Source organism: Pollutimonas bauzanensis (assembly GCF_900129885.1).
GTDB lineage: Bacteria > Pseudomonadota > Gammaproteobacteria > Burkholderiales > Burkholderiaceae_B > Pollutimonas > Pollutimonas bauzanensis.
In genome coordinates this window covers 253,201-274,937 of sequence record NZ_FQXE01000002.1, presented here as the reverse complement: position 1 = coordinate 274,937, position 21,737 = coordinate 253,201, and the positions used below count along the sequence as shown (strand labels likewise).

Sequence of the window (21,737 nt, the reverse complement as noted above, 5' to 3'; positions counted from 1 at the left end):
GCGATCCGTATCGATGATTCCTGTTGGATTCCTGTTGGACTTCCCTTTGAAAATTAGTTGCATATGATACTAGTTGTGGATAAACTGACTGGTGTCACGATATGAACATATTGCGCGAACAGGGCGCGGAGACATTGACGATGATGTGTTTTTATTCCGGCACGGCGGAGCACCCCGTCTATGTGGACTTTCTGGCGCCTGCGCCCGCGGCCAGGCCCAGGAGGCCTATCGTCATGCTGCACGGCGGTTTCCACACCGGCTCCGCCTATCTTGCGACGCCCGACGGGCGCCAGGGCTGGGCGCCATATTTTGCGCGGCTTGGACACCCCGTCCATGTCGCCGATTGGCCTGGCCACGGCCGGTCGCCGGCAAACCGCAATTTCGCCACGCTGTCCCTGGCCGAAATCGGGGAGTCGCTGGCCGTGCTGGTCGATGAAGTCGGCCCGGCGATCATCATGGCGCATTCCGCCGCAGGCCCCTTGGCGTGGTGGATTGCCGAGAAGCTGCCCGAGCGGGTGGCGGCCATCGTCGGTATCGCCCCAGGCCCGCCGGCCAATATTCAGAAGGCGCTGCCGGACGATCCGCAGGCCATCGAGGCGCTCGGATCCGACGAAAGCCTGGGCTGCCCCGTGTATTCCCCTTTGGGCGCCCCTGTTTATGTCGACATTGATTTTGTCCGTCGATTCTGGGCCAACGGCAGGCGTTTTCCCAAGGACGCTATCGAACCATACGCCAAGTCCATCGTCCCTGAAAGCGCAAAAGTGCTGAATCAGCGTTTCAACATCGGCGGCGCCGGGCTCGGCCTTGCCGGGCCGGACGTCGTGGCGGGACGCCCCATTCTGGTGGTGACCGGTGACAGCGACCCCCGCCATCCCAGGGCGGTGGACGATGCCGTTGCGGCATATTTCGGCGCGGACCGGCTTTGGCTGGCCGACGCGGGCATAAGCGGCAATGGCCATATGTTGATGATGGAAGACAACAGTGAAGAAATTGCCGGGCTGATCGCCCAATGGCTTGCCGGCAAAGGTCTGTAAGTCGGCCGGGCGCCAAAAAAATATACAGGAGACACACATGTTCAAGAAACTGAGTTTGCTCGCCGCCGCGGGCGGCGCCTGCCTTTGCATGCAGGCCCGGGCGCAGCTTAGTGATGATGTCGTCAAGATCGGCGTTTTGACCGACATGGCCGGTGTGACGGCCGACATCACGGGGAAAGGCTCCGTGGTGGCTGCGCAGATGGCTGTCGAGGAGTTCGGCGGGAAGGTCATGGGAAAACCGGTACAGCTCATCTATGGCGACCACCAGCATCGCACCGACCTGGGGGCGTCGATGGCGCGCCAGTGGTACGACAGGGATCAAGTGGACGTCATCGTCGACATACCGAATTCCTCCATCGCGCTGGCCGTGCAGCGCATCGCGATGAGCAGCAAAAAGCTGGTATTGATTTCCGGGGCGGGCACCACGGCCTTGACCAATGATCAGTGTTCACCCTATGGCTTCCACTGGACCTATGACACCTATGCCATGGCTCATGGCACGGCATCGGCCGTCGTCGCCAATGGCGGAAAGTCCTGGTTCATCCTGGCTTCCGATTACGCCTTTGGCGCCCAGCTTGCGCGGGATACCTCGGAAGTGGTGGTCAGCGAAGGCGGAAAAATCCTGGGGTCCGTCAAGCACCCGCTGAACGTCGCCGATTTCGCGTCCTTTCTTCTGCAGGCCCAGTCCTCGGGCGCCCAGGTGATCGGCATTGCGAATGCCGGCAACGACACGATCAATGCCATCAAGCAGGCCGGCGAGTTCGGCATTACGCAAGGCGGCCAGAGCCTGGCGGCGATGATCCTGATGATCAATGATGTGCACAGCCTGGGTCTGGATAAAGCGCAGGGCACCTACCTGACCACCTCCTCCTATTGGGACATGAACGACAAGACACGGGCGTGGTCCAAAACCTTCATGGAGAGAACGGGCGCCATGCCGTCCATGCTGCAAGCCGGGGTCTATGGATCCGTTCTGCATTATCTGAAAGCGGTGGACAAGGCCGGCAGCGATGACGCCGGCAAGGTCGCGGCCGCCATGCGCGCCATGCCGATCAATGACGCGTTCACCGATGGCGCGCGGATACGCGAAGACGGAAGAGTGCTGCGCGACATGTATCTTGCCAAGGTCAAGACGCCGGCGGCATCCAGATATCCGTGGGACTACTTCGAGATTGTCCGCAAGATACCGCTGGATCAAACGGTGATGCCGCTGTCGGAGAGCACCTGCCGGCTGGTGGCAAAGCAGGGGTAGCCGCGGGCGCCGCCAGGTTCGAGGCGCATCCGCCTACCATTGCTTGCGCAGGCCCAGCAGCACCGTCCGGCCCTGCCCATAGAAACATTGCAGCTCGTTCAGGCAGTAGTTTACGTAGTTGCGGTCTGTCAGGTTCGATGCCGTCAGCGAAAGCTTGTACCCGCTCAACTGCGTGCCGGCCCTGCCCAGATCGTAATGGACGCCGGCATCCCACAGTGTGTTGCCCGGCAAGCGTATGGTGGCCGGCGAGTCGGCATAGTTGGCGCCGATGTAGCGCACGCCTGCGCCGACCGATAGCCCATTGAGGAACGCTGCGCCGAATTCGTGGTTGATCCACAGCGAAGCCATGTGGCGCGGGACCCTGGGCAAGGGCAGCCCCTCCAGTGAAAGCCCGGCGGCGCTGGGGTTGGCTTTGGTGATCTCGGAGCGCGTATAGGCGTAAGCGCCGATTATGTCGGTGCCATCCCGGAGCTCGGCCCTGGCCTCGATGTTGATGCCTCGCGATTTCACTTCGCCAGCCTGCGTATTGAAAGAGGCGCGCCCCGGCGTATTGTCGGGCGTCAGCATGTTCTCCTGCGTGAGCTGGAATGCGGATAAGGTAAGGAGAGTCTCCGATCCTTCGGGCTGGTACTTCACGCCCACTTCGACCTGTTTGCCCTTCATGGGCTCGAAAGGCTTGCCTGCGTAGTCGGTGCCGCCGACGGGTTCGAAGGAGGTGGAATAGCTGGCATAAGGCGCTATTCCCGTATCGAACACATAATTGACGCCCAGCCGGCCGGTGAATGCCTCGTCCCGCCTCGGCGTTCCGGTCTGATTCATCCGGTCGGTGGTCTCCGCCTCGGAGCGATCAAAACGCCCGCCCGCCGTGAACACCCAGCCGCCGGCGCGTGCCTGGTCCTGCATGTACAAACCTGTCTGCCGCATGGTCTGGAGCGTGCTCAGGCGCGGTATCAAGTCCGGAATCGCAACGTTGTACACGGGATCGTACAAGTCTATCGACGGAGCCGGGGCTGAGGCAAAGCGATAGTCATCGCGCTGTTTCACATAATCCAGGCCCATGATCAGCGTGTGGTTCAGGGCGCCAGTGGCGAACGGGGCTTGCGCCTGTGTATCGATGCCCAGGATGCTGCCTTTACCCAGCCCTTGCGTGGCCACCCGGCTCAAGCTGCGGCCATCCGCCGCCAAGGCATAGCCGGGCGTGCCGCGCGCGTCGATGTCGACGCTGGTGTAGCGCAGGTTCTGGCGCACCGACCATATGTCATCGAGGCGGTGTTCGAATGCATAGCCGACCGCGTATTGTTCGCGGTCCATCCGCTCGTAGGAGGGTTCGCCGGCGAAGCGCGTGCGCGGCAGCGTGCCGTTGGGGTTGTAGCGCAGCGTGCCGCTGGCAGGCAGGCCCTGGTACTGCGGTATGACTCTATCGCGCTGATAATGGCTGAGCAGGGTCAGCGAGGTGTCCGCCGAAGGGCGCCAGGTAAAGCTGGGGGCGATCAACGTGCGCTTTTCGTTGGAATGGTCGGCCACGCCGTCGCTGCTCTTTACCAGGCCGGTAATGCGATACAGCAGCTTTTCATCGGCATCCAGCGGTCCGGTCGAGTCCAAGGCAAGCTTGCCCGCATCCAGGTTTCCGCCCTGCAGCCACAACTCATGCCGCGGATCGGCCTGCGGCCTGCGGCTCACCATATTCAGGATGCCGCCCGGGCTCGTCTGGCCGAACAGCCCCGAAGAGGGGCCTTGCAGCACCTCGATGCGTTCCAGCATATAGGGATCGAACTGGGGGACCGCAACGCTGTAGGCGCTGAACGGAAGAACGATGCCATCCAGATACTGGCGGACGAACAGGCCCCCGCGCGCCATGACGACATCGTAGCGGCTGTCGGTTCCCCCAAAGGCCGGCAGGACGCCAGACGTATATCCCAAGGCTTGGTTTACCGTCTGCGCGCCTTGCATCTCGACCTGGCCGCGCGTAATCACGCTGATGGTTTGCGGCGCCTCCAGTATTGGCGTATCGGTTTTGGTGGCCGTGGCGCTGCGCCGCGCAACCAGGCCTGATACCGGCCCATACGGATTCTCGCGCTGCGCCTTGACGGTGACCGGAGCCAGGGTGGAGACGTCGGCGCGGTTCAGGGATGAAGGCGGCGCCGCCCGGAGGGAGTAGGCGCCGCTGGGCCCCCGCAGGACTTGCAGCCCTTGCCCCTGCACAATCTGCAGGAATCCGTCCTGTACAGAATATCTTCCATGCAGCCCGGGGCTGTGTTTGCCTTGCGTCAATGCGGACGCGGCCGACAACTCCACACCCGCGCCCTGCGCGAACTGATTGAGCACGGAGCCCAGCGGCCCGGCGGGAATATCGTAGTCGCGTTGTGATTGCGCCTGCTGCCGCGCCTGGGCCCGTGACGGCGGCGCCGCGGTCAGGGTGCCCAGCGCCAGTCCCGCGCACAGCGCTATCCGGACAAGAGGCGGAAGGCGGCGAGCTGCGGCCGTGCGCGGGAGGAGGCGTGGTAGCGTTGGCGCCAAAGGCAAAGCCATGGGAGGGTCCTTTTCTGTTCGGAGTTGATTGTTCTGCTTATTGAGTTCTCCGAACGAAGACGCCTTTCCCTCAAGGCCGTTTCCGCCTATTTTGTAACAGCGCCGCGGCCAGCGGGCAGGCGCCCGGGCGTCTACCTCGCCTGCACGGTGACCCAGTAGCGTGTCCGGTAGGCCAGCTCGACAGGCAGTGCAAGCTTCAGGTTCGCCAGCGCGCGGTCGGTGTCGGCGAGGGGAAACACGCCTGTTATCCGCATATCGGCGACTTCCGGGCTGCAGCGCAGCAGGCCCTGCCGGTAGCGCCCCACCTCGCGCAGAAAGTCCTGCACCCGCATGTTTTCGGCGATGAGCAGCCCTTGCGACCAGGCCAGGTCGCGTTCCAGTGCCGCCCGCCGGGGATGGACATGAGTATCCGAAAAACTGGTGCCTTCGCCCGCATCCAGGCGCAGCGGGGCTTCCAGGGCATGCGCGGGAAGGACCTCGACCGCGCCATGGAACACGGCGACGTGCGATACATCATCGTCCTGGCGCAGCATGAAACGTGTGCCCAGGGCGCGCACCGCCCCCTGGCGGCTGCGCATCGTGAAGGGGCGGGCGGGCGCCGCGGAGTCGCGGCCCGTGGTGACCAGCGCTTCGCCCGAGCGCAGAATCACGTCGCGCGCCGCGCCGTCGAACCGCACATCGATGGCGCTGGCCGTATTGAGCACCACGCGCGTGCCATCGGCCAATACGACCTCCCGGATCTCGCCCACCTTCGTGCTGTAGTCCGACGACAGTATCCGCCAGCTTTCACTATTGCGCGCCGTATGAATGGCGCCCGTGGCAATGGCGGCCAGCCCCAGGACCTGGAGCGCGCGGCGCCGCGACAGGGTGTTCGTGGCGGCGGGGTCCAGAACGCGGGCGGCATGTTGCGGCACATCCTGCAGCTTATCGTCCAGCGCTTGAAGGCGGCGCCAGGCCCGCTCATGATCCGGATGCGCCGCGCGCCATTGAGCGCAGGCGGCGTGTTCCGCCGTGCTGGCATCGTCCGCCCACAGGCGCGCCATCCATTGAGCCGCCTTTTGCACGATGGCCGCGTCGATAGGCGCTTGCGCGGGGCCGCGTTGCACCGGCGCGGTTCGCGCTGCGGGCTTACTCATGGGTGTACAGCGTCTGGTAACAGGCCTGAAGGCCGCGGGCGATATATTTTTCCACCGATGACACCGAAACATTCAGCCGCGACGCGATTTCACGGTAGCTCAAGCCGTCCAGCTTGCAGAGCAGCAGGGCGCGCCGCGTCTTCTCGGGCAGGCGGTGAAGAAGGGCATCGATTTCAATCAGCGCTTCGAGCACCAGCGCGCGGGCTTCTTCGGACGGCGCCTCGGGTTCGGGCAGGAGGCTGAGCGTTTGCAGATAAGCGGCCTCGATGCGGCGCCGGCGATACAGATCGATGAGCAAGCCATTGGCCACCTGGGCAAGGTAGCGCCGCGATTGTTCAGGCTCGGGCGGCTGGCCGCAGGACAGGATGCGCACGTAGGTGTCATGCGCCAGGTCCGCGGCATCGAATGCGTTGCCCAGCTTCTTGCGCAGCCAGCCTCGCAGCCAGCCATGATGATCGCTGTAGAAGGCGGCTATTTTCTGCGACGGAAGGTCGGCGGTGGGCATAGGGCGAGGCGGCCGATAATAATCGATCAATAATGAGAACTAGTCGCATTATAAATTGAAAGATTACCGTTGTCTGTCCGAAGATGCCATCCGCCAGAACCCTGCTTGCATTGCCTATTCGTATACTATACGATTGTATTATTGACTGCTTATCTTGTCGGTCCCTGGCAAGGCGGCGGGCAGGCCTACCAACAATGCAGGAGACAACATGAATCCACGCTCGGTCAAATTCCGGGAACTCTTCAATAATGGCCCATTCGTCTGCATGGGCGCGCATGACGCCGTTACGGCCAAGCTTGCCGAGCAGGCGGGGGCGCCCGCCATCTTCGTCAGCGGTTTCGCGGCGTCCGCCATCATCACCGGCAAGGCGGATATCGGCCTGTTGACCCAGACAGAAATGTTCGAGCATATCCGCCGCATATGCCGGGTCTCCACCGTTCCGGTTTTCGCCGATGCCGACACCGGCTACGGCGGCATCCTGGATGTGCAAAGAACCATGGAACTGTGGGAAGAGGCGGGCGCTTCCTGCCTCCACATCGAAGACCAGGCTTTGCCCAAGAAATGCGGGCACTTCGCTGGCAAGCAATTGATCACGAAACGGGAAATGCAGCTGAAGCTTCGCGCCATGCTGCAGGCGCGGCGCGATCCGAACTTCTTCATCGTGGCGCGCACCGATGCGGTGGCCGTGACCGGCCTGGAGGATGCGCTCGACCGGCTCGAAGCTTACGCGGAGGAGGGCGCCGACGGGCTGTACGTGGATGCCCCGGAAAGCATGGAGCAGTTGCGGGAAATCGGCCGCCGGCTCAAGCCATTGGGCAAGCCCATCCTCTTCAATATGGCCCGTTCCGGCAAAACGCCTTTTCTGTCCTTGAACGAGGTGCATGAACTGGGCTTTTCATTCGCGATTTGCCCGATAGAGCCCATGTTCGCCATGCACAAGGCCGTGAAAGAAATGATGGAGACCTTTATGCGAGAGGGCTGCTCCACGAATGCCATCGCGGACCGGATCACGTCGTTTCAGGACTTCAACCGATTTGTGGGCCTTGAAGAATCCATCGCGACGGAGCGCAGATTCGCCGACGCCGATTGAGGCCCGGGCAATGCTTCATCAACGATTACGTACAAAACAGGAGAGACAAATGAAGTTATCAAGACTGGTCCTGGGCTCATGCCTCATGTTTGTGATGGGAGCGGGCGCGCAGGCCGACGAGACAAAATTTCCGGAAAAACCCGTCGTCGTCATCGTGCCGTATTCACCCGGCGGAGGTAGCGACAATGTATCTCGTGCGATGGCCCGATACCTCACCGAGCAGTGGGGGAAGACTGTCGTGGTGGAGAACAAACCGGGCGCGGACGGCCTGATCGCCACCAATGAAACGATCAGGGCCAAGCCCGATGGCTATACCTTGCTGGTTTCCATCCCCGCCATCGCCATGCTCAAGTACACCAACAAATCGATCAAGACCGACCCGCTGACGCAACTGACGCCAGTGAGCATGATGGCGACCGGCCCGACCGCGATCGTGGTGAAAGGCAAGACCGACATAAAGACGGTGGCGGACTACAAGCGCTACTGCGCCAACGAGGCGAACAACTGCAGCTGGGCCAGCGGCGAGCCGTTCACGCTAATGGTGGGAACCGGCCTGATGTCCGAGCTGGCCTTGACCGGCAAAGTGACCAATGTGCGCTACGCCGGCACTTCCGCGGCGGTAAGCGACGTCATCGGCGGGCACGTCACCTCGCTGGTTACCGGCACGTCTTCGGTCCTGTCGGCCCATAAATCCGGAGACCTCAGAATACTCGCCGTGAGCGCCGACAAACGCCTTGTGGAGCTGCCCGACGTTCCGACCTATGCGGAAGCCGGCCTGGGCGACGTAAAGTTCACCAATAATTGGTACGGCATATTCGCGCCGGCCGGAACGCCGGAACCCATCAAGAAAAAAATCGCCGACGGTTTCAACAAGGCCGCCAATGCTCCCGAAGTCTTGAAAGTGCTGAAGCCTTTGCTGTTGTCGCCGGTGGGCAGTTCGCCGGAAGAGTTTGCCAGGCAGCTGGCGCAGGATCAAAAGGTAATCGATGCGTCGGCCGCATCGGTGTTCAGCGAGAAGGTCAACTAAGCCCGGCGGCCCGTCATTTGGGCGCGGCCGCCTTGCCGCGGACCTCGACTCCCACCTGATCTTCGATCACGCGGATCATTTCGGTCATATCGGCCTGGTAGCCCAGCTTATCGGCCGCGGAATTCAGGAAGGCGCGTACGGATTGCCCGACAGGCATGGGTATGCCCAGGCTGTCCGCCTCTTCCATGCACAGGCGCACATCTTTGGCGGACAAGCCCACGGAAAAGCCGAAATCGAAAGTGCGCGACAGGACGAAATTGGGTATCTTCACTTCAGAGGCGTTGGATCGGCCCGATCCGGCGTTGATCACTTCGGTCATGGTGTCGGCGTCCAGCCCCGCCTTGGCGCCCATCACCAGCGCTTCCGACGTGACGACCAGGGCGGTGACCGAAATCAGATTGTTGATGACTTTCATGGTTTGCGCCATGCCGGGCTCGACGCCGACATAGATCTGCTTGCCCAGATGGTCGAGAATCGGCTGGACCTCTTGAATGCGGTCCTTGTCGCCGGCCACCATCAGGGCGAGCGTGCCCTTCGTCGCTCCGGCCACGCCGCCGCTGACCGGGCAGTCTATGGTGGCGATGGACCGTCCGGCCAGGCCTTGGGCCAGTTTCTTGGCGGCGCCGGGGCCGGTCGTCGACAGGTCGATGACGGTGCGCACGGCGCCGCCTTCTATCAGGCCGTTTTCCCCCAGGCCGACCAAGGCCACTACGTCGGGCGTGGGCAGGGAAATCAGAACGATGGGCGCCTGGTCCGCAACGGCTTTCGGCGAGGCCGCGCGGATCGCGCCCTTGTTCAACAGCGGGGTCAGCGCTTCCTGATTGGCGTCGCAGATGACCAGCTCGTATCCGGCGTCGATCAGGCGGCTGGCAATGGGACCGCCCATTCTTCCTATGCCCACGAAACCCAGCCGCTTGTTTTGTACTTCGCTCATGTATGCTCCTTGCGTTTTCTGATTCGATTTGTTGGTGATCAAGACTGGGCTCATGCGGCCGTCCATCCCCCGTCTATGGGCAAGACGGCGCCGGTGATGTCCCGCCCCGCGTCGCCGCATAGAAAACGGACCATGGCGGCGACGCTTTCCATTGCGACGAACCTGCCGGTGGGCTGGCGCTCGGCCAGGTAATCGCGGGTGGCCTGTTCCTGCGATATGCCCGCTTTGGCCGCGATGCCCGCGATGCGTTCCAGAATGGCCGGCGTGGGAACCGTGCCGGGGCATACCGCATTGCAGGTGATGCCGCTGGCCGCCGTTTCCAGGGCTATGGCGCGGGTCATGCCGATAAGCCCGGTCTTGGTCGTGACGTAGCCTACGCGGTTGACCGCCGCCGATGAGCCATAGACGGAAGACATGTTTATGATGCGCCCCCAGGCGCGCGCCCGCATTCCCGGTATGGCGAGCCTGGAGGTATGGAACGCGGCGGACAGGTTCACGGCGATGGACTCGTCCCAATGCAAGGCAGGCAATTCCTCGGCGGGAGCGAAGTGCCTGACCACGGCATTGTTGACGACGATATCGACATTGCCGAACTGCTGGCGCGCCGCATGCATCAGTTCCTCGATCTGTTCCACGCGGGCAAGATCCGCGCGGCTAAGCAGCACCGTGCGCCCCGATGTCCGGCGCAGCGTGTCGGCGGCGTCCTGCGCCAGGCCTTCCGGTTCCAGTCCGTGAAGCACGATATGGCAGCCGGCCCGGGCCAGGTCTGCGGCAATGGCGTATCCGAGCCCGCGGACGGACCCGGTTATCAGGGCGCATTTGTTTTCAAGCGTCATGGTGGACAGGGCAGGCGCGGCGCCTGCTTATTCGGCGGGGTTGTTGGGAGGCACATCGAGGCGCACCACTTTTCCTTCAGTCTCCGGCGACAGCGCGGGGTAGCGCCGCATGACCTGCGGGTCGTGCCCGGGGATGATATGCCGGGGCGTATCGGCCAGGCTGCGCACCAGCTTGTGGCCTTCCAGCATGTCGCCCACGTTATAGACGGCGGGGAAGGGGATCTGGCGCTCGATGTTGCCGTACAGGTGGGTGGCGTCGGACGCAATGACCACCCATCCGCGCCTGGTCCAGACCCGGACGACCTGCAGGCCCGGCGTATGGCCTCCGACCAGATGCAGCGTCAAGCCTGGCGCCAGTTCCGCGGTGCCGCGATGAAACTCCACCTGGCCCCCATAGAGCTTGCGCACGAAACCGACAATGTCTTCCACATTGAAGGGGTGGCGTAAGGCGGGATGGCACATGCAGCGGCCTGTCGCATAGGCGGGCTCCGCATCCTGGATGTGGAACGTCGCCTTGGGAAACTCGCCCAGCGTGCCGGCGTGGTCGTAATGCAAATGCGTAAGGATGACGTGGTCGACGTTTTCCGCGGCCACGCCTACAAGGGCCAGGCCGTCCTTGACGGGCATGAGCAGCTCGCGCCCGCGTTCCCGGGCCGACTGTTCTTCAAAGCCTGTGTCGATGACGTATACCTCGGCGCCGCGCCGCGCCACCCATACGTAATACTCGAGGTCCGAGTCCGCGTCATGGAAGTCCACGGCGCCTATATAGTTGTCCTGCGCCTTGCGGCCGCCATGGCGCGCATACCTGATGGCGTAGAGTTCGAATGGGGCAATGCCTTGAGCATCCATGGGGTCGTCTCCGTATCGTGTTCATGCGCGGGCCGGCGGGCCGGCCCGCCGGTCATTTCGCAAAGTTTCCGTTCCGGCAGACGGTCCCCGGGGTGAGAACGGCCGGACGCGTTTCAGCCACCCGAGGGTTTTCCAAGAACGGCGCGCACCTTCTCTATATATGCCTTGCCATCGAAGCCGACTTCTTTGGCGCGCTTGTACCATGCGTCGTAGGACGGGCCTATGTACTTGGCCTGCATCAGCCGGTCGCGCTCGGCATCGGGCGCAACCCAGAAGGTCACGCCTTCGGATTCCATTTTCTTCATTGCATTGCCGACGAATTCATCGTAGCGGGAGAATGCCTCTTCCTGGATCTGGGCCATGACGCCCGCGACCTGTTGCTGAACCTCGGGCGGCAGACTGTTCCAGCTGGCCGGATTGGCCAGTATCGCCCAGCCGTTCAGGGGACCGAGGCTCCAGTTTTGCACGTTCTTGGCGAGCCTCCAGTATTCCAGGGCATTGCCCACGCAGGTGGAGGTAAACAGGCCGTCGATCACGCCGCGCTCGAGGGCCGGGTAGATTTCGGGAACGGGCAGGGGAACCGGCTTGCCGCCCAGGGCGTTGACCACCTCCGCGGTTTGTGGATTGTGCACGCGCAGGCGCTTGCCCTTGAAGTCTTCCAGTGTCTTGATGGGTTCTTTCGAGAACAGCTGCTGCGTGCACCAGACGCCGTTGGCCAGCACGATGGCGCCCCACTTTTCCTGCCAGATCTTCTTGGTGTCCTCGAACCAGAAGGCATCCCCGACCTTCTTGTACTCTTGGGCGGTATTGATCAGCCCGGGCAAATTGAATATGCCCATGCGCGGTTCATCGGCGGCCAGGTAGGTGTGCAAGGCGGCGCTCATGTCGACACGGCCTTCGCGGATGGCCGTCGCAATCTGGGCGGGGGGAACGAGCGAATCGCTGACGGTAACCTTGACCTTTCCATTGGTGGCTTTGGCGACGCGTTCCGGCACGGACTGGGTCAGTATTGAATAGCCGTCGCCCGGCGAGACGATGACCGACATCGTCAGGTCGTATTCCTGCGCCGACGCCGGCGACGCTGCGAAAAAAAGGCCGCCCATGCAAAGCGCGGCGCCTGCGAGCTTGCGGACAAATCCCTCCTTGCGAGCCTTTGACAGTGTCCGCGGTACAGCTGGATGCTGATAAGAGCGCTTCATTGTCTTCTCCGTATTGAATTCGTTTTGATTCTGAATGATATGCGGCTGGCGTTGACTGAAGGCCGTGACGGGGCCAGCTATGGGGGCGGGTATAAAAAAAACGAATATTTTTGTCATTCAGTGATTCAATAATACAATATGCTCATAAATAGAGCAACGGCCCACGAGCCCGGCAGACAAGGAGACATGATGATCGCCACGAATTCAAGCGGCAAGGCCATGCCGGACCGCGCGCCGGCAACTGCGGCGCTGTACCCCTTGTCCGGCCATAATGATTTCATCGCGGTTCGCGCCGCCGGCCATTTGGTTCGGGCGGGCGGCGTATTGGCCGGCCTGGCCCTGCTGGCCATGGCGCTGATCATGTGCTTCGAGATCGGTTCCCGTTCACTGTTCAATTCGCCGACTTCCTGGGCGACGGAGATCTCGACCTACCTGCTGGTGGCAGTGGTGTTTCTGGGCCTGGGCGTTGCGCAAAGCAATAACAGCCATGTCCAGGTGGAGCTGTGGGTAGACCGGCTTTCTACCGAAGCCAGGCGCAAGGTGGAGCTCATCTGCCAATGGAGCGGCCTGTTCTTCGTGATGATGTCCGTCTGGCAGATGGCTGCGTTCAATGCCAGGGAATATTTCAATGACACGCGCGACTGGGGGCTGCTGTCGACGCCCCAATGGATACCGCAGTTGCCGGTTTCCGTGGGGCTGCTGGTCTACGCGCTGGCCATTCTCATCGATATATATCGTTTGAAGCCGCCGCCCGGCAATGCGCGCCGCTGGGCGCTGCCGCTATTGGCCCTGGCATTGCTGGCGGCGCTGGTTTCGCTGGGGCGGCATAGCGTGTTGGTGTCCGCCGGCCGTTTTGACTGGGGCACCATTGCCATCGCCGCCTTCATGGTGCTGGGAATGCTGGCCTGGAGCGGGCTGCGCACTGCGCTTCACGTCGTGGTCCTGCTGGGGGCCTTGTCCTTGCTGTATTGGGCGATGCGCGGGCAATCGCTGGCCTTGGTCGGGACATTGCTGGTGGCGTCCATGATATTTCTATTGCTGTTCGGCGTCCGGATAGCCCTTGCGCTGGGGCTGGTCGGAATGTTCGGGGTTTACTTTCTTCTGCCGCGGCCGCAGTTGTCCCTGCTCGCGGAGCGGGCGTGGAGCAGCACCAACACCTTCACGCTGTCGGCGGTGCCGATGTTCATCTTCATGGGCGGATTGCTGCTCAAAAGCGGCATAGTGTCGGGCATGTTCGACTCGCTGGTCCGCTGGTTCGGGCGCACGCCGGGGGGGCTGGCGCATGCCAGCGCCGGCGCGTCGGCCATATTCGCCGCCGTGTCCGGATCGAGCATCGCAACGGCGGCCACGCTGGGCAAAGTGGCGTGCCCCGAAATGATAGAGCGGGGGTACAGCCCCCGTCTTACGTACGGCATTACCGGCGCCGGCGCAACCCTGGGCATTTTGATACCGCCCAGCATTCCCATGATTATCTACGGCACGACGGTCGGAGCGTCCGTGACCCACCTGTTCATGGGCGGTGTGTTGCCCGGACTGTTGCTGATGTTCATGTTCATGCTGACCGCCTTCGTGTGGGCCTTGGGATGGCGCGGTTCGGCTCCCGCCGCGCGCGCCTACACCATGAAGGAGAAGCTCGTCAGCTCGACGGGCATGGTGCCGTTCGTCGCCATCATATTCGTCGTGCTGGGCTCCATGTATGCGGGCATCGCCACGCCGACCGAGGCGGCCGCCATCGGCGCGCTCGCCGCGTATATCCTGTGCCTGGTACGCAAGAAGATCGACGTCCAGGGGCTTTTCGCCGTCGCCCTGGATACCGCCAGGGTGAGCGCGATGCTGCTGCTCATCGTTGTCGGCGCGTCGATTTTCAGCTGGGTATTCGATTACATCCGCTTGCCGCGCGAGATCGTCGCCTTGATTACCCACGCCGGGCTGGACCCGTGGATAGTGGTGGCCTTGATGACGCTGATCTACCTGGTGCTGGGCATGTTCATCGAATCCATCGCCATGATGCTGATGACCCTCCCTGTCACGTTTCCTATTGCGATGGCTCTGGGCATGGACCCGATCTGGTTCGGCATTTTTCTCGTGCTGATGATAGAGATCGGCCTGATCACGCCGCCCATGGGCATGGTGCTGTTCGTCCTGAGCAGCATGAGCGGGAAGGTGACCTTTGTCCAGATTGCATTGGGCGTGCTTCCCTTTGTCGCCGTCATGCTGGTTTTCCTGGTGCTGCTGTATACGTTTCCGGATATCGTGCTGTGGCTTCCGCAACAGATAAAATGACGCGGATGTTCAGGCGGGCGCCGCGGCGAGTTCAGCCAGGCGCCCCATGTCTTTGCCGTCCTCCATGTCCCAGACGGCCCCGATCAGCCGGCCGGCATCGCATCCGGAACGCCCGTAGCGGCACAGGTCGCGCAGCTTGGTTTCCAGTTCGGCATCGGTCAGCGGCCGCTCCAGGGAGCCTCGCGCCACCCGGACGAACTCCTGTTCGGGCGGCTGGTCGTGGAATCGCAGCACCACCTTGGCGCTGTCGATGGAATACGTTTCATCGTCATGGAATCGCACCAGCGGCCCCAGCGCCCGCAGCGCCGGGTCGTTGACGGCTTCGTCCGAGAACGCTTCCAGGCCGGCGGCGCCGCGCAGCAAGGCCACCGGCACGGCATGCTGGGCGCTTACTTGCGATTCGCGTCCCGTCCTGACGTTGGGGCGGTCGGTGCGCTGGCGCAACAGCGGGTGGCTGGTCAGTTCAATGGATGCGATCGCCTCGAGCCGGCGCATGCCGATGCGCGCGGACAGCGCCAGGCAGGCATCCAGGACTGGGTTGAGCACCACGCCGCAGGGATATGGCTTATAGGCGACCTTGCCGATTTCCCATTCCTTGCCCAGCTCCCGGGTCACGGCGTCGAAATCCGGCGCGTCGCCGAAAACCCGGAGAAAGCCGTGAGCGCCTTCCAGCGGCCGGGCCGGCCCATCGAAGTCGTCCTCGGCCAGCAGCGCGGCCAGCATGCCGTTGCGGGCCGCGTTGCCCACGCTCACGCTCTTGGACATGGTGCCCAGGGACTCCACCAGCCCTCCCGCCTGGCAAGCCGCCGAGCCCAGGGCCCAGCGGAGCCGGGCGGGCGTCAGCCGCCGCGTCTTGCCCACGGCCATGGCAGAGCCGAAAACACCGCAGGTGGAGGTAATGTGCCAGCCCTTGTCATAATGAAACGGCGATATGGCAAGGCCGATGCGGCATTGCGCTTCCACGCCAAGAAGAAAGGCCAGCATGAAGTCCTTGCCGGCAACCGGCTGGGTCTGGCTCAACGCGAACAAGGCGGAAGCGACCGGCGCCGTCGGGTGAATGATGGTGGGAATATGCGTGTCGTCGTAGTCATACACATTTGCGCCCATGGCGTTTATTGCGGCGGCGTTGAGCATATCCATGCGTTCGCCCCGGCCTATCAGCGCGGCCGCCGGCCCGGAGGAAAAGCGCGCGTAAGTTCGCACGGCCTTGTCCAAAGTAGGATCGCTGCATCCCGCCAGCGCCACCGCGAAATAATTCAGGACCGACCGTTTTATCTCATGGCGGATGGGGCCGGGGATCTGTTCCCACGAGGCGGCGTGGATAAAGTCGGCGAGAAGGGCGGAGATCGGGCCGCACTGGGTTGTCTGCTTTGCGTTTTTCATGGGTAGGTGGCATTCCGGGGAAAGTTAATCGCTAGCGTGGCAGGAAGATGATACCTGGTCTCAAAAACAATATTGTATGACGATATGATTGACAGATTGATAGTTTGGATATCATACTAGCCACGTATCCCCTCTATTCAGGAGTCAGAAAGACCATGCGTGAAGAATTCAATACAGAGCTGTTTGCCAAAGGCTTGAAAAATCGTCAGGAGGTGCTCGGCGCGGAGCATGTGCAAAAGTCCCTCGATGCGGCGGACGATTTCACTGCCGACATGCAGAAGCTGGTCACCGAATGGTGTTGGGGAGAGCTATGGGGGCGTCCCGGCCTGGATCGGCGCACGCGCAGCATCATCAACCTGTCGATGCTGGCCGCCCTGAACCGGCCGCACGAGATCCGCCTGCACGTGCGCGGCGCGCTCAATAACGGCCTGACCCAGGATGACATCAAAGAAATCTTCCTGCAGGTGGCCATTTATTGCGGCGTGCCGGCAGCCCTGGATGGCATGAAGGTCGCGGCCGAAGTCATCGCGGAAGAAAAAGCCAAGAACGCAAAGGCGGGGGCCAAATAATGGCCTCGACCAAGCCGAGTATCGGCTTCGTGGGCGTGGGCGCCATGGGGGCTCCCATGGCCGGGTGCCTGATCAAGGCCGGCTATCCGCTCGCCGTGTTCGACAGCAACCCCGATCGCACAGCCGCCTTTGCCCGGGGACACGGCGTCGAACCCGCCGCAACGCTTGCCGCCTTGGGCAGGGACGCGGACGTGATCATAACGATTTTGCCCAATAGCGCCATCGTGCGGGACGTGCTGTTCGGCGAGCAAGGCCTTGCTTCCAGCATGCGGCCCGGGACTGTCGTCATCGAGATGACCTCGGGTATTCCAAGCCAGACAGTGGCGTTCAGCGAACGGCTTGCCGCCCAGGGCGTCGTCCTGTTCGACGCGCCGGTCTCGGGCGGGGTGCCACGGGCGCGCACGGGCGAACTGACCATCATGGCCGGCGGCGAAAAGGCCGACATCGATGCCGCGATGCCCATCCTGAATGCGCTGGGCAGCGTCATCAACACAGGGGAAGTGGGCACCGGCCATGCAATGAAGGCGCTCAACAACCTGGTATCGTCCGCCGGGTTTCTTATCGGGGTGGAGGCGCTCATCATCGGGTCGCGCTTCGGCATCGACCCGGAAACCATGGTCGATGTGCTCAACGTTTCGACGGGCATGAACAACAGCACGCAAAAGAAGTTGAAGCAGTACGTGCTTTCGCGCAAGTTCGATTCGGGCTTTGCCATGAGCCTCATGGTCAAGGACCTGACCATCGCCCTGGGTATCGCGCACGAGAACAACGTGAATGCGCCATTCTCGGATCTGTGCCGCAACCTGTGGGCGGGGGCCAATGCGGTCCTGGGGCAGCAGGCCGACCATACCGCCATCGCCTTGCTCAGCGAGCAGCTGGCCGGCATGCAGATCGGCAAACCTCCAAAGCAATAACACTCCGCCTGGTCAGCGGCCCGCGACCGGCGGACAGTTCAGGAGGCGCAGTACCACCACCAAAGGAGAAGACAATGAAGAAGCACGTAACCATGGTTTTACTTGCCGCCGCGGGGCTCATGCCGCTCGGCGCGCACGCGGAAGTCAGCAAGCTCAATATCCCGCTCGGAGCAGGCGGCTTCGGGTTCTTGCCCCTGCACATGATGAAGGAGCACAAGCTTATCGAAAAACATGCCGAGAAGGCCGGCCAAAAAGTCACCATCAACTGGGCCAACATCGGCGGTCCTTCCGTAATGATCGATGCCTTGCTGTCAGGCTCGGCCGATTTCATTTCGGCCGGCCCTCCGTCTTTCCTGCTGCTGTGGGATCGCACCAAGGGCACGGCCAACGTCAAGGGCGTGGCGGCCATCAGCTCCATGCCCATGTACCTGAACGCGCGCGCGCCGCACCTCAAGTCCATCGATGACCTGAAGGAAGGCGACAAAATCGCGGTGACCTCGGTCAAGTCGTCGATCCCGTCCATCGTCATGCAGATGTACGCGGTCGAAAAATACGGCAAGGACCAGGCCTTCCGGTTCGACCCCTATACCGTCAGCATGAACCACGGCGATGCCGCTGCGGCGCTCATATCCGGCGGTGGAAGCATCGCGGCGCATTACGCGTCGTCGCCGCTGGCGGAGCGCGAGATAAAAACGGAAGGCATACGCACGATCCAGAACTCGGACGACGTCATGGGCGGGTCCACCACGTTCACCATGGTGTCCACCACCACCCGCTTTCATGACGACAACCCCAAAGTCTACGCCGCGTTCGTCGCCGCGCTTCAAGAGGCGCAGGACATGATCAAGGCAGACAAAGAAGGCGCGGCCAAAGTGCTCATTGCCTCCATGGGCGGCAGCGGCAAGGTCGAGGACATGGTCGAGATCCTGAACGACCCGTCCCTCAAGTACACGGCCAAGCCAGAGAACGTCATGAAGTACGCGACATTCATGAACGACATCAAGTCCCTCAAGAACCGGCCCGAGAAGATCGAAGAATTATTCTTCCCGGGTCCCGCTGTTTCCGCCGGCAACTGACCGCGAACCCGGCCGCCGCATCCGGTCGCGCCCGGATGCGGCACGCCTCAGAAAGAAAGTTTGGAGACAGTCTTCTATGCGTCCATCCCCAGCACCTTTGCTGTCGGTCCAGGGGGTCACCCTGCGCTATCGCACCAAAGATCACCTCATTACGGCGACCTACCGCGTCAGCTTCGACGTTTACCGCTCCGACCGGTTTGTTATCGTGGGGCCGTCGGGCTGCGGCAAATCCACGCTATTGAAGGCCGTGGGCGGCTATCTGCCCACCGTCGAAGGCCAGATCAGGCTGAACAACCAGGAAATCGCCAGGCCGGGGCCGGATCGTGTCATGGTGTTCCAGGAATTCGATCAGCTTCTGCCCTGGAAGACCGTCAAGGAAAACGTCGTATTCGCGCTGACCGCCAGCGGCCGCCTGGAGCGCAAAGCCGCTGAAGAAAAAGCCATGCACTACATCGACAAAGTCAATCTGTCCGGCTTTGCCGACAGCCTGCCGCATACCCTTTCAGGCGGCATGAAGCAGCGCGTGGCCATAGCCCGCGGCATGGCCATGGAGCCGGAGATCCTGCTGATGGATGAACCTTTCGCGGCGCTGGATGCCCTTACGCGCGCAAAAATGCAGGAGGAGCTCTTGCAGTTGTGGGAAGACACCCGGTTCACCGTGTTGTTCGTCACCCACTCCATTCCCGAGGCGGTCCGTATAGGCAGCCGGATTTTGCTGCTCAGTCCGCATCCCGGCCAGGTAAGGGCCGAGCTCAACAGCGATGGCATCGACGCCAGGGGGCCTGACGGCAAGCTGCTGACGCAGCGCATCGAAGAGCTGCTGTTCCAGGAAAATGCAACGCAGGGGAGAATGGCGCATGTCTGAAGCAATTCCGAATGCCACGGTTTATCGTGAAGAAATCATCAACACCGTCGAGGACAAGGGCTTTGGCATAATCGAAAAGCCGCTGGGTGTCTGGGAACGCCTGCTCGACAACGACCCATTCCGCAAGAGCATCATGCTGCTCGCCCTGGCCATCGTCTGGGAAGCGTATGCCCGGTGGTCCGGCAACCCCTTGCTGTTTCCCACTTTTGTGGCCACGATCCAGGCGTTTTTCTCGGGCATTTTGTCGGGCACGCTGCTGCGCGCGACCTGGACGTCGATCTCCCTGCTGCTGCAAGGATATGCGGCGGGCTTGCTCATCGCCGCGCTGTTCACTGCCTTTGCCAGCGCGACGCGCGTGGGGGCCGATCTGCTGGAAACGCTGACTTCCATGTTCAACCCCTTGCCTTCCATTGCCTTGCTGCCGCTGTCTATGGTCTGGTTCGGGCTGGGCAACGCCAGCATCATTTTCGTGCTCATCCACGCCGTGCTGTGGGCCGTCGCCCTCAACACCCATTCGGGCTTCCGCTCGGTCAGCCCGACCTGGCGCATGGTGGGCCGCAATTACGGCCTGACCCGCATGGGGTATGTATGCAAGATCCTGATCCCCGGCGCATTTCCCAGCATACTCACCGGCATGAAAATAGGCTGGGCCTTTGCGTGGCGCACCCTGATCGCCGCGGAACTCGTGTTCGGCTCCAGCTCCGGCTCGGGCGGCCTGGGCTGGTACATCTTCCAGAACAAGAACATGCTCGACATACCCAACGTATTCGCCGGGCTGCTCACCGTGATCCTGTTCGGCCTGCTGGTGGAAAACCTGATCTTCCGGGTGGTCGAGCGGCGCACCATCGGGCGCTGGGGGATGCAGACCTGAACCGCGACATGACGACTCTTGCCCGGACACTGGCCGAATTCGCGACAGGCACACCCGCCAGCGGCATCCCCGCGGCGGCCATCGAGCGCGCCAAAATGAGCCTGGCCAGCACCATCGCCAGCGCGGCCATGGGCCACGACATAGACTCCGCCCGCATTGTGCGCGGCCTGGAACTGGAAGAGGGCGGCGCCGGGCAGGCCACCGCATGGTTTCACGGAACCCGCCTGCCCCTGACCCGGGCGGTCCGGGTCAACGCCGTAGCCAGCGACGCGGCGGCTTCCGACGACAGCGACCTGCGCAGCATTGCCCATATCGGCACCATCGTTTCCACTACCGCCATCGCTCTGGGCGAGCATATGGGCGCGCCGGGCCGCGATCTTCTGGCCGCCATGGTGCTGGGCTACGAAGTGGCCGGACGCATCGATGAATCGCTTACGCCGGGCCGCATGCAGCGTGGCTTTCATGGCTCGGTGTCGACGGTGTTCGGCGCGGCGGTGACCGCGGGCCGGCTGCTTGGCCTGGACGCGGGCCGCATGGCCCACGCCATCGCGCTTGCCGCCACGTCCATCGGCGGCATGGCCGTTGCCGCCGATACAAGCTGCGCGCGCGAGTACCATGCCGGCAACGCGGCCATGGCGGGCGTACAGGCCGCGCTGGCAGCCCGGCAGGGCTTCCAGGCCGACCTGGCTATTCTTGAAACGCCACGGGGATTCCTTAGCGCGATGAACGGCCAAGCCATGGACGACATCGCGCGGGGCCTGGGTGAAGACTGGGACATCGTCACCGACATGGCCATCAAGCTCATGCCCGGCGCCCATCCGTTTCATGCCACCGCCGAAGCGGCCGCCGATGCGGCCAGCGCCGGCGATGTAAGCCCCGACGACATCGAGCGCGTCACCATTTCCGCGGCGGTGCAATGGACCAATTTCAAAGGCGAGCCGCACCCGCGCAACCTCGTCGATGCCGCGCACAGCCTGGTGTATTTCGTGGCGGCCTCCATCGTCGACCGGGAATTCGGCTGGGATGCCATGACCTTGGCCAAAATGACCGACCCCGTCATCGCCCGCGTCCAGGACAAAATCGTTTTCGATCCATCCCCCGCGCCCTTGCCCGACCGGTTTCCGCATCGCCATGGCGGCAGCGTCGCCATTCTGCTCAAGGACGGCCGCGAATTCTCCAGCACCTGCGTGTCCCCGCGCGGCTCGGGCCCGCGTGGCGCGTGTTGGGATGACATCGACGCCAAGTACCGGCGCCTGGTTCCCATGGCGGGATTGCGGCCGGAGCAGGTGGAGGCCAGCCTGGCGTTGTTGCATGGCTTTGAAGAGCAGGCGGATGCCGGCGCGCTGACCCGCACGCTGACGCGCGAGGCGCCGCGGGCGTAGACT

At 62.7% G+C, this 21,737-nt stretch carries 19 protein-coding genes; 11 read left to right on the top strand and 8 right to left on the bottom strand.

Annotation, left to right across the window (positions count from 1 at the left end; translation table 11 throughout):
- Positions 1 to 101: 101 nt before the first annotated feature.
- Entirely contained in the window at positions 102 to 1,034 is a 933-nt protein-coding gene (locus BUB23_RS04420) for an alpha/beta fold hydrolase (protein WP_245801154.1), read from the top strand.
- A 37-nt stretch (positions 1,035 to 1,071) separates the two neighbouring features.
- A complete protein-coding gene (locus BUB23_RS04415; protein ID WP_143160880.1) occupies positions 1,072 to 2,286 on the top strand; it encodes an ABC transporter substrate-binding protein in 1,215 nt (404 codons plus the stop codon).
- Between the two features lie 33 nt (positions 2,287 to 2,319).
- Here BUB23_RS04415 and BUB23_RS04410 read toward each other — a convergent pair whose 3' ends face one another.
- The 3 genes from BUB23_RS04410 to BUB23_RS04400 all read right to left on the bottom strand — a co-directional run bounded on the left by BUB23_RS04410 (position 2,320) and on the right by BUB23_RS04400 (position 6,456).
- Positions 2,320 to 4,815, bottom strand: coding sequence for a TonB-dependent siderophore receptor (locus BUB23_RS04410; protein WP_084135729.1), 2,496 nt, complete (start codon positions 4,813 to 4,815; stop codon positions 2,320 to 2,322).
- A gap of 131 nt (positions 4,816 to 4,946) precedes the next feature.
- Positions 4,947 to 5,951, bottom strand: a complete 1,005-nt coding sequence (locus BUB23_RS04405) for a FecR domain-containing protein (protein WP_073101885.1) — start codon at positions 5,949 to 5,951, stop codon at positions 4,947 to 4,949.
- On the bottom strand, positions 5,944 to 6,456 hold the full coding sequence (locus BUB23_RS04400) for a sigma-70 family RNA polymerase sigma factor (protein ID WP_073101884.1): 513 nt from the start codon (positions 6,454 to 6,456) through the stop codon (positions 5,944 to 5,946). Before BUB23_RS04400 ends, BUB23_RS04405 begins: the two co-directional genes overlap by 8 nt.
- Positions 6,457 to 6,664: 208 nt before the next feature.
- On the opposite strand from BUB23_RS04400, the gene BUB23_RS04395 reads away from it, so the two are divergent.
- Together BUB23_RS04395 and BUB23_RS04390 are read left to right on the top strand one after the other, a co-directional pair.
- Complete coding sequence (locus tag BUB23_RS04395; protein WP_073101883.1) at positions 6,665 to 7,546, top strand: isocitrate lyase/PEP mutase family protein; 882 nt, start codon at positions 6,665 to 6,667, stop codon at positions 7,544 to 7,546.
- A 49-nt stretch (positions 7,547 to 7,595) separates the two neighbouring features.
- The gene (locus tag BUB23_RS04390) at positions 7,596 to 8,573 is read left to right on the top strand and encodes a Bug family tripartite tricarboxylate transporter substrate binding protein (RefSeq protein ID WP_178372264.1); all 978 of its coding nucleotides are present in this window, start codon (positions 7,596 to 7,598) and stop codon (positions 8,571 to 8,573) included.
- A gap of 13 nt (positions 8,574 to 8,586) precedes the next feature.
- Here BUB23_RS04390 and BUB23_RS04385 read toward each other — a convergent pair whose 3' ends face one another.
- The 4 genes from BUB23_RS04385 to BUB23_RS04370 all read right to left on the bottom strand — a co-directional run bounded on the left by BUB23_RS04385 (position 8,587) and on the right by BUB23_RS04370 (position 12,295).
- Positions 8,587 to 9,507, bottom strand: coding sequence for an NAD(P)-dependent oxidoreductase (locus tag BUB23_RS04385; RefSeq protein ID WP_073102164.1), 921 nt, complete (start codon positions 9,505 to 9,507; stop codon positions 8,587 to 8,589).
- Between the two features lie 50 nt (positions 9,508 to 9,557).
- Positions 9,558 to 10,343 (bottom strand): 3-hydroxybutyrate dehydrogenase, encoded by a 786-nt coding sequence (locus tag BUB23_RS04380; protein WP_073101881.1) that lies wholly within the window; start codon positions 10,341 to 10,343, stop codon positions 9,558 to 9,560.
- 27 nt (positions 10,344 to 10,370) lie between these two features.
- Positions 10,371 to 11,192 carry an N-acyl homoserine lactonase family protein gene (locus tag BUB23_RS04375; RefSeq protein ID WP_073101880.1) on the bottom strand — a complete coding sequence of 274 codons (822 nt, stop codon included), beginning with the start codon at positions 11,190 to 11,192 and terminating at the stop codon, positions 10,371 to 10,373.
- A gap of 113 nt (positions 11,193 to 11,305) precedes the next feature.
- The gene (locus BUB23_RS04370; RefSeq protein ID WP_143160879.1) at positions 11,306 to 12,295 is read right to left on the bottom strand and encodes a TRAP transporter substrate-binding protein; all 990 of its coding nucleotides are present in this window, start codon (positions 12,293 to 12,295) and stop codon (positions 11,306 to 11,308) included.
- Between the two features lie 282 nt (positions 12,296 to 12,577).
- Between BUB23_RS04370 and BUB23_RS04365 the strand changes: the two genes are divergently transcribed.
- Positions 12,578 to 14,674, top strand: a complete 2,097-nt coding sequence (locus BUB23_RS04365) for a TRAP transporter large permease subunit (RefSeq protein WP_073101879.1) — start codon at positions 12,578 to 12,580, stop codon at positions 14,672 to 14,674.
- A gap of 9 nt (positions 14,675 to 14,683) precedes the next feature.
- Here BUB23_RS04365 and BUB23_RS04360 read toward each other — a convergent pair whose 3' ends face one another.
- The gene (locus BUB23_RS04360) at positions 14,684 to 16,057 is read right to left on the bottom strand and encodes an MmgE/PrpD family protein (RefSeq protein ID WP_073101878.1); all 1,374 of its coding nucleotides are present in this window, start codon (positions 16,055 to 16,057) and stop codon (positions 14,684 to 14,686) included.
- A gap of 155 nt (positions 16,058 to 16,212) precedes the next feature.
- Here BUB23_RS04360 and BUB23_RS04355 point away from each other — a divergent pair, with 155 nt between their 5' ends.
- From BUB23_RS04355 to BUB23_RS04330, 6 genes are all read left to right on the top strand, one after another.
- Complete coding sequence (locus BUB23_RS04355) at positions 16,213 to 16,626, top strand: carboxymuconolactone decarboxylase family protein (protein WP_073101877.1); 414 nt, start codon at positions 16,213 to 16,215, stop codon at positions 16,624 to 16,626.
- Positions 16,626 to 17,540, top strand: coding sequence for an NAD(P)-dependent oxidoreductase (locus BUB23_RS04350; RefSeq protein WP_073101876.1), 915 nt, complete (start codon positions 16,626 to 16,628; stop codon positions 17,538 to 17,540). The genes BUB23_RS04355 and BUB23_RS04350 overlap by 1 nt, the downstream gene beginning before the upstream one ends.
- Positions 17,541 to 17,614: 74 nt before the next feature.
- The gene (locus BUB23_RS04345; RefSeq protein ID WP_073101875.1) at positions 17,615 to 18,616 is read left to right on the top strand and encodes an ABC transporter substrate-binding protein; all 1,002 of its coding nucleotides are present in this window, start codon (positions 17,615 to 17,617) and stop codon (positions 18,614 to 18,616) included.
- A 76-nt stretch (positions 18,617 to 18,692) separates the two neighbouring features.
- Positions 18,693 to 19,481 carry an ABC transporter ATP-binding protein gene (locus BUB23_RS04340; protein ID WP_073101874.1) on the top strand — a complete coding sequence of 263 codons (789 nt, stop codon included), beginning with the start codon at positions 18,693 to 18,695 and terminating at the stop codon, positions 19,479 to 19,481.
- Positions 19,474 to 20,352 (top strand): ABC transporter permease, encoded by an 879-nt coding sequence (locus BUB23_RS04335; protein WP_084135726.1) that lies wholly within the window; start codon positions 19,474 to 19,476, stop codon positions 20,350 to 20,352. Before BUB23_RS04340 ends, BUB23_RS04335 begins: the two co-directional genes overlap by 8 nt.
- A gap of 8 nt (positions 20,353 to 20,360) precedes the next feature.
- A complete protein-coding gene (locus BUB23_RS04330; RefSeq protein WP_073101872.1) occupies positions 20,361 to 21,734 on the top strand; it encodes an MmgE/PrpD family protein in 1,374 nt (457 codons plus the stop codon).
- Positions 21,735 to 21,737: the final 3 nt, after the last annotated feature.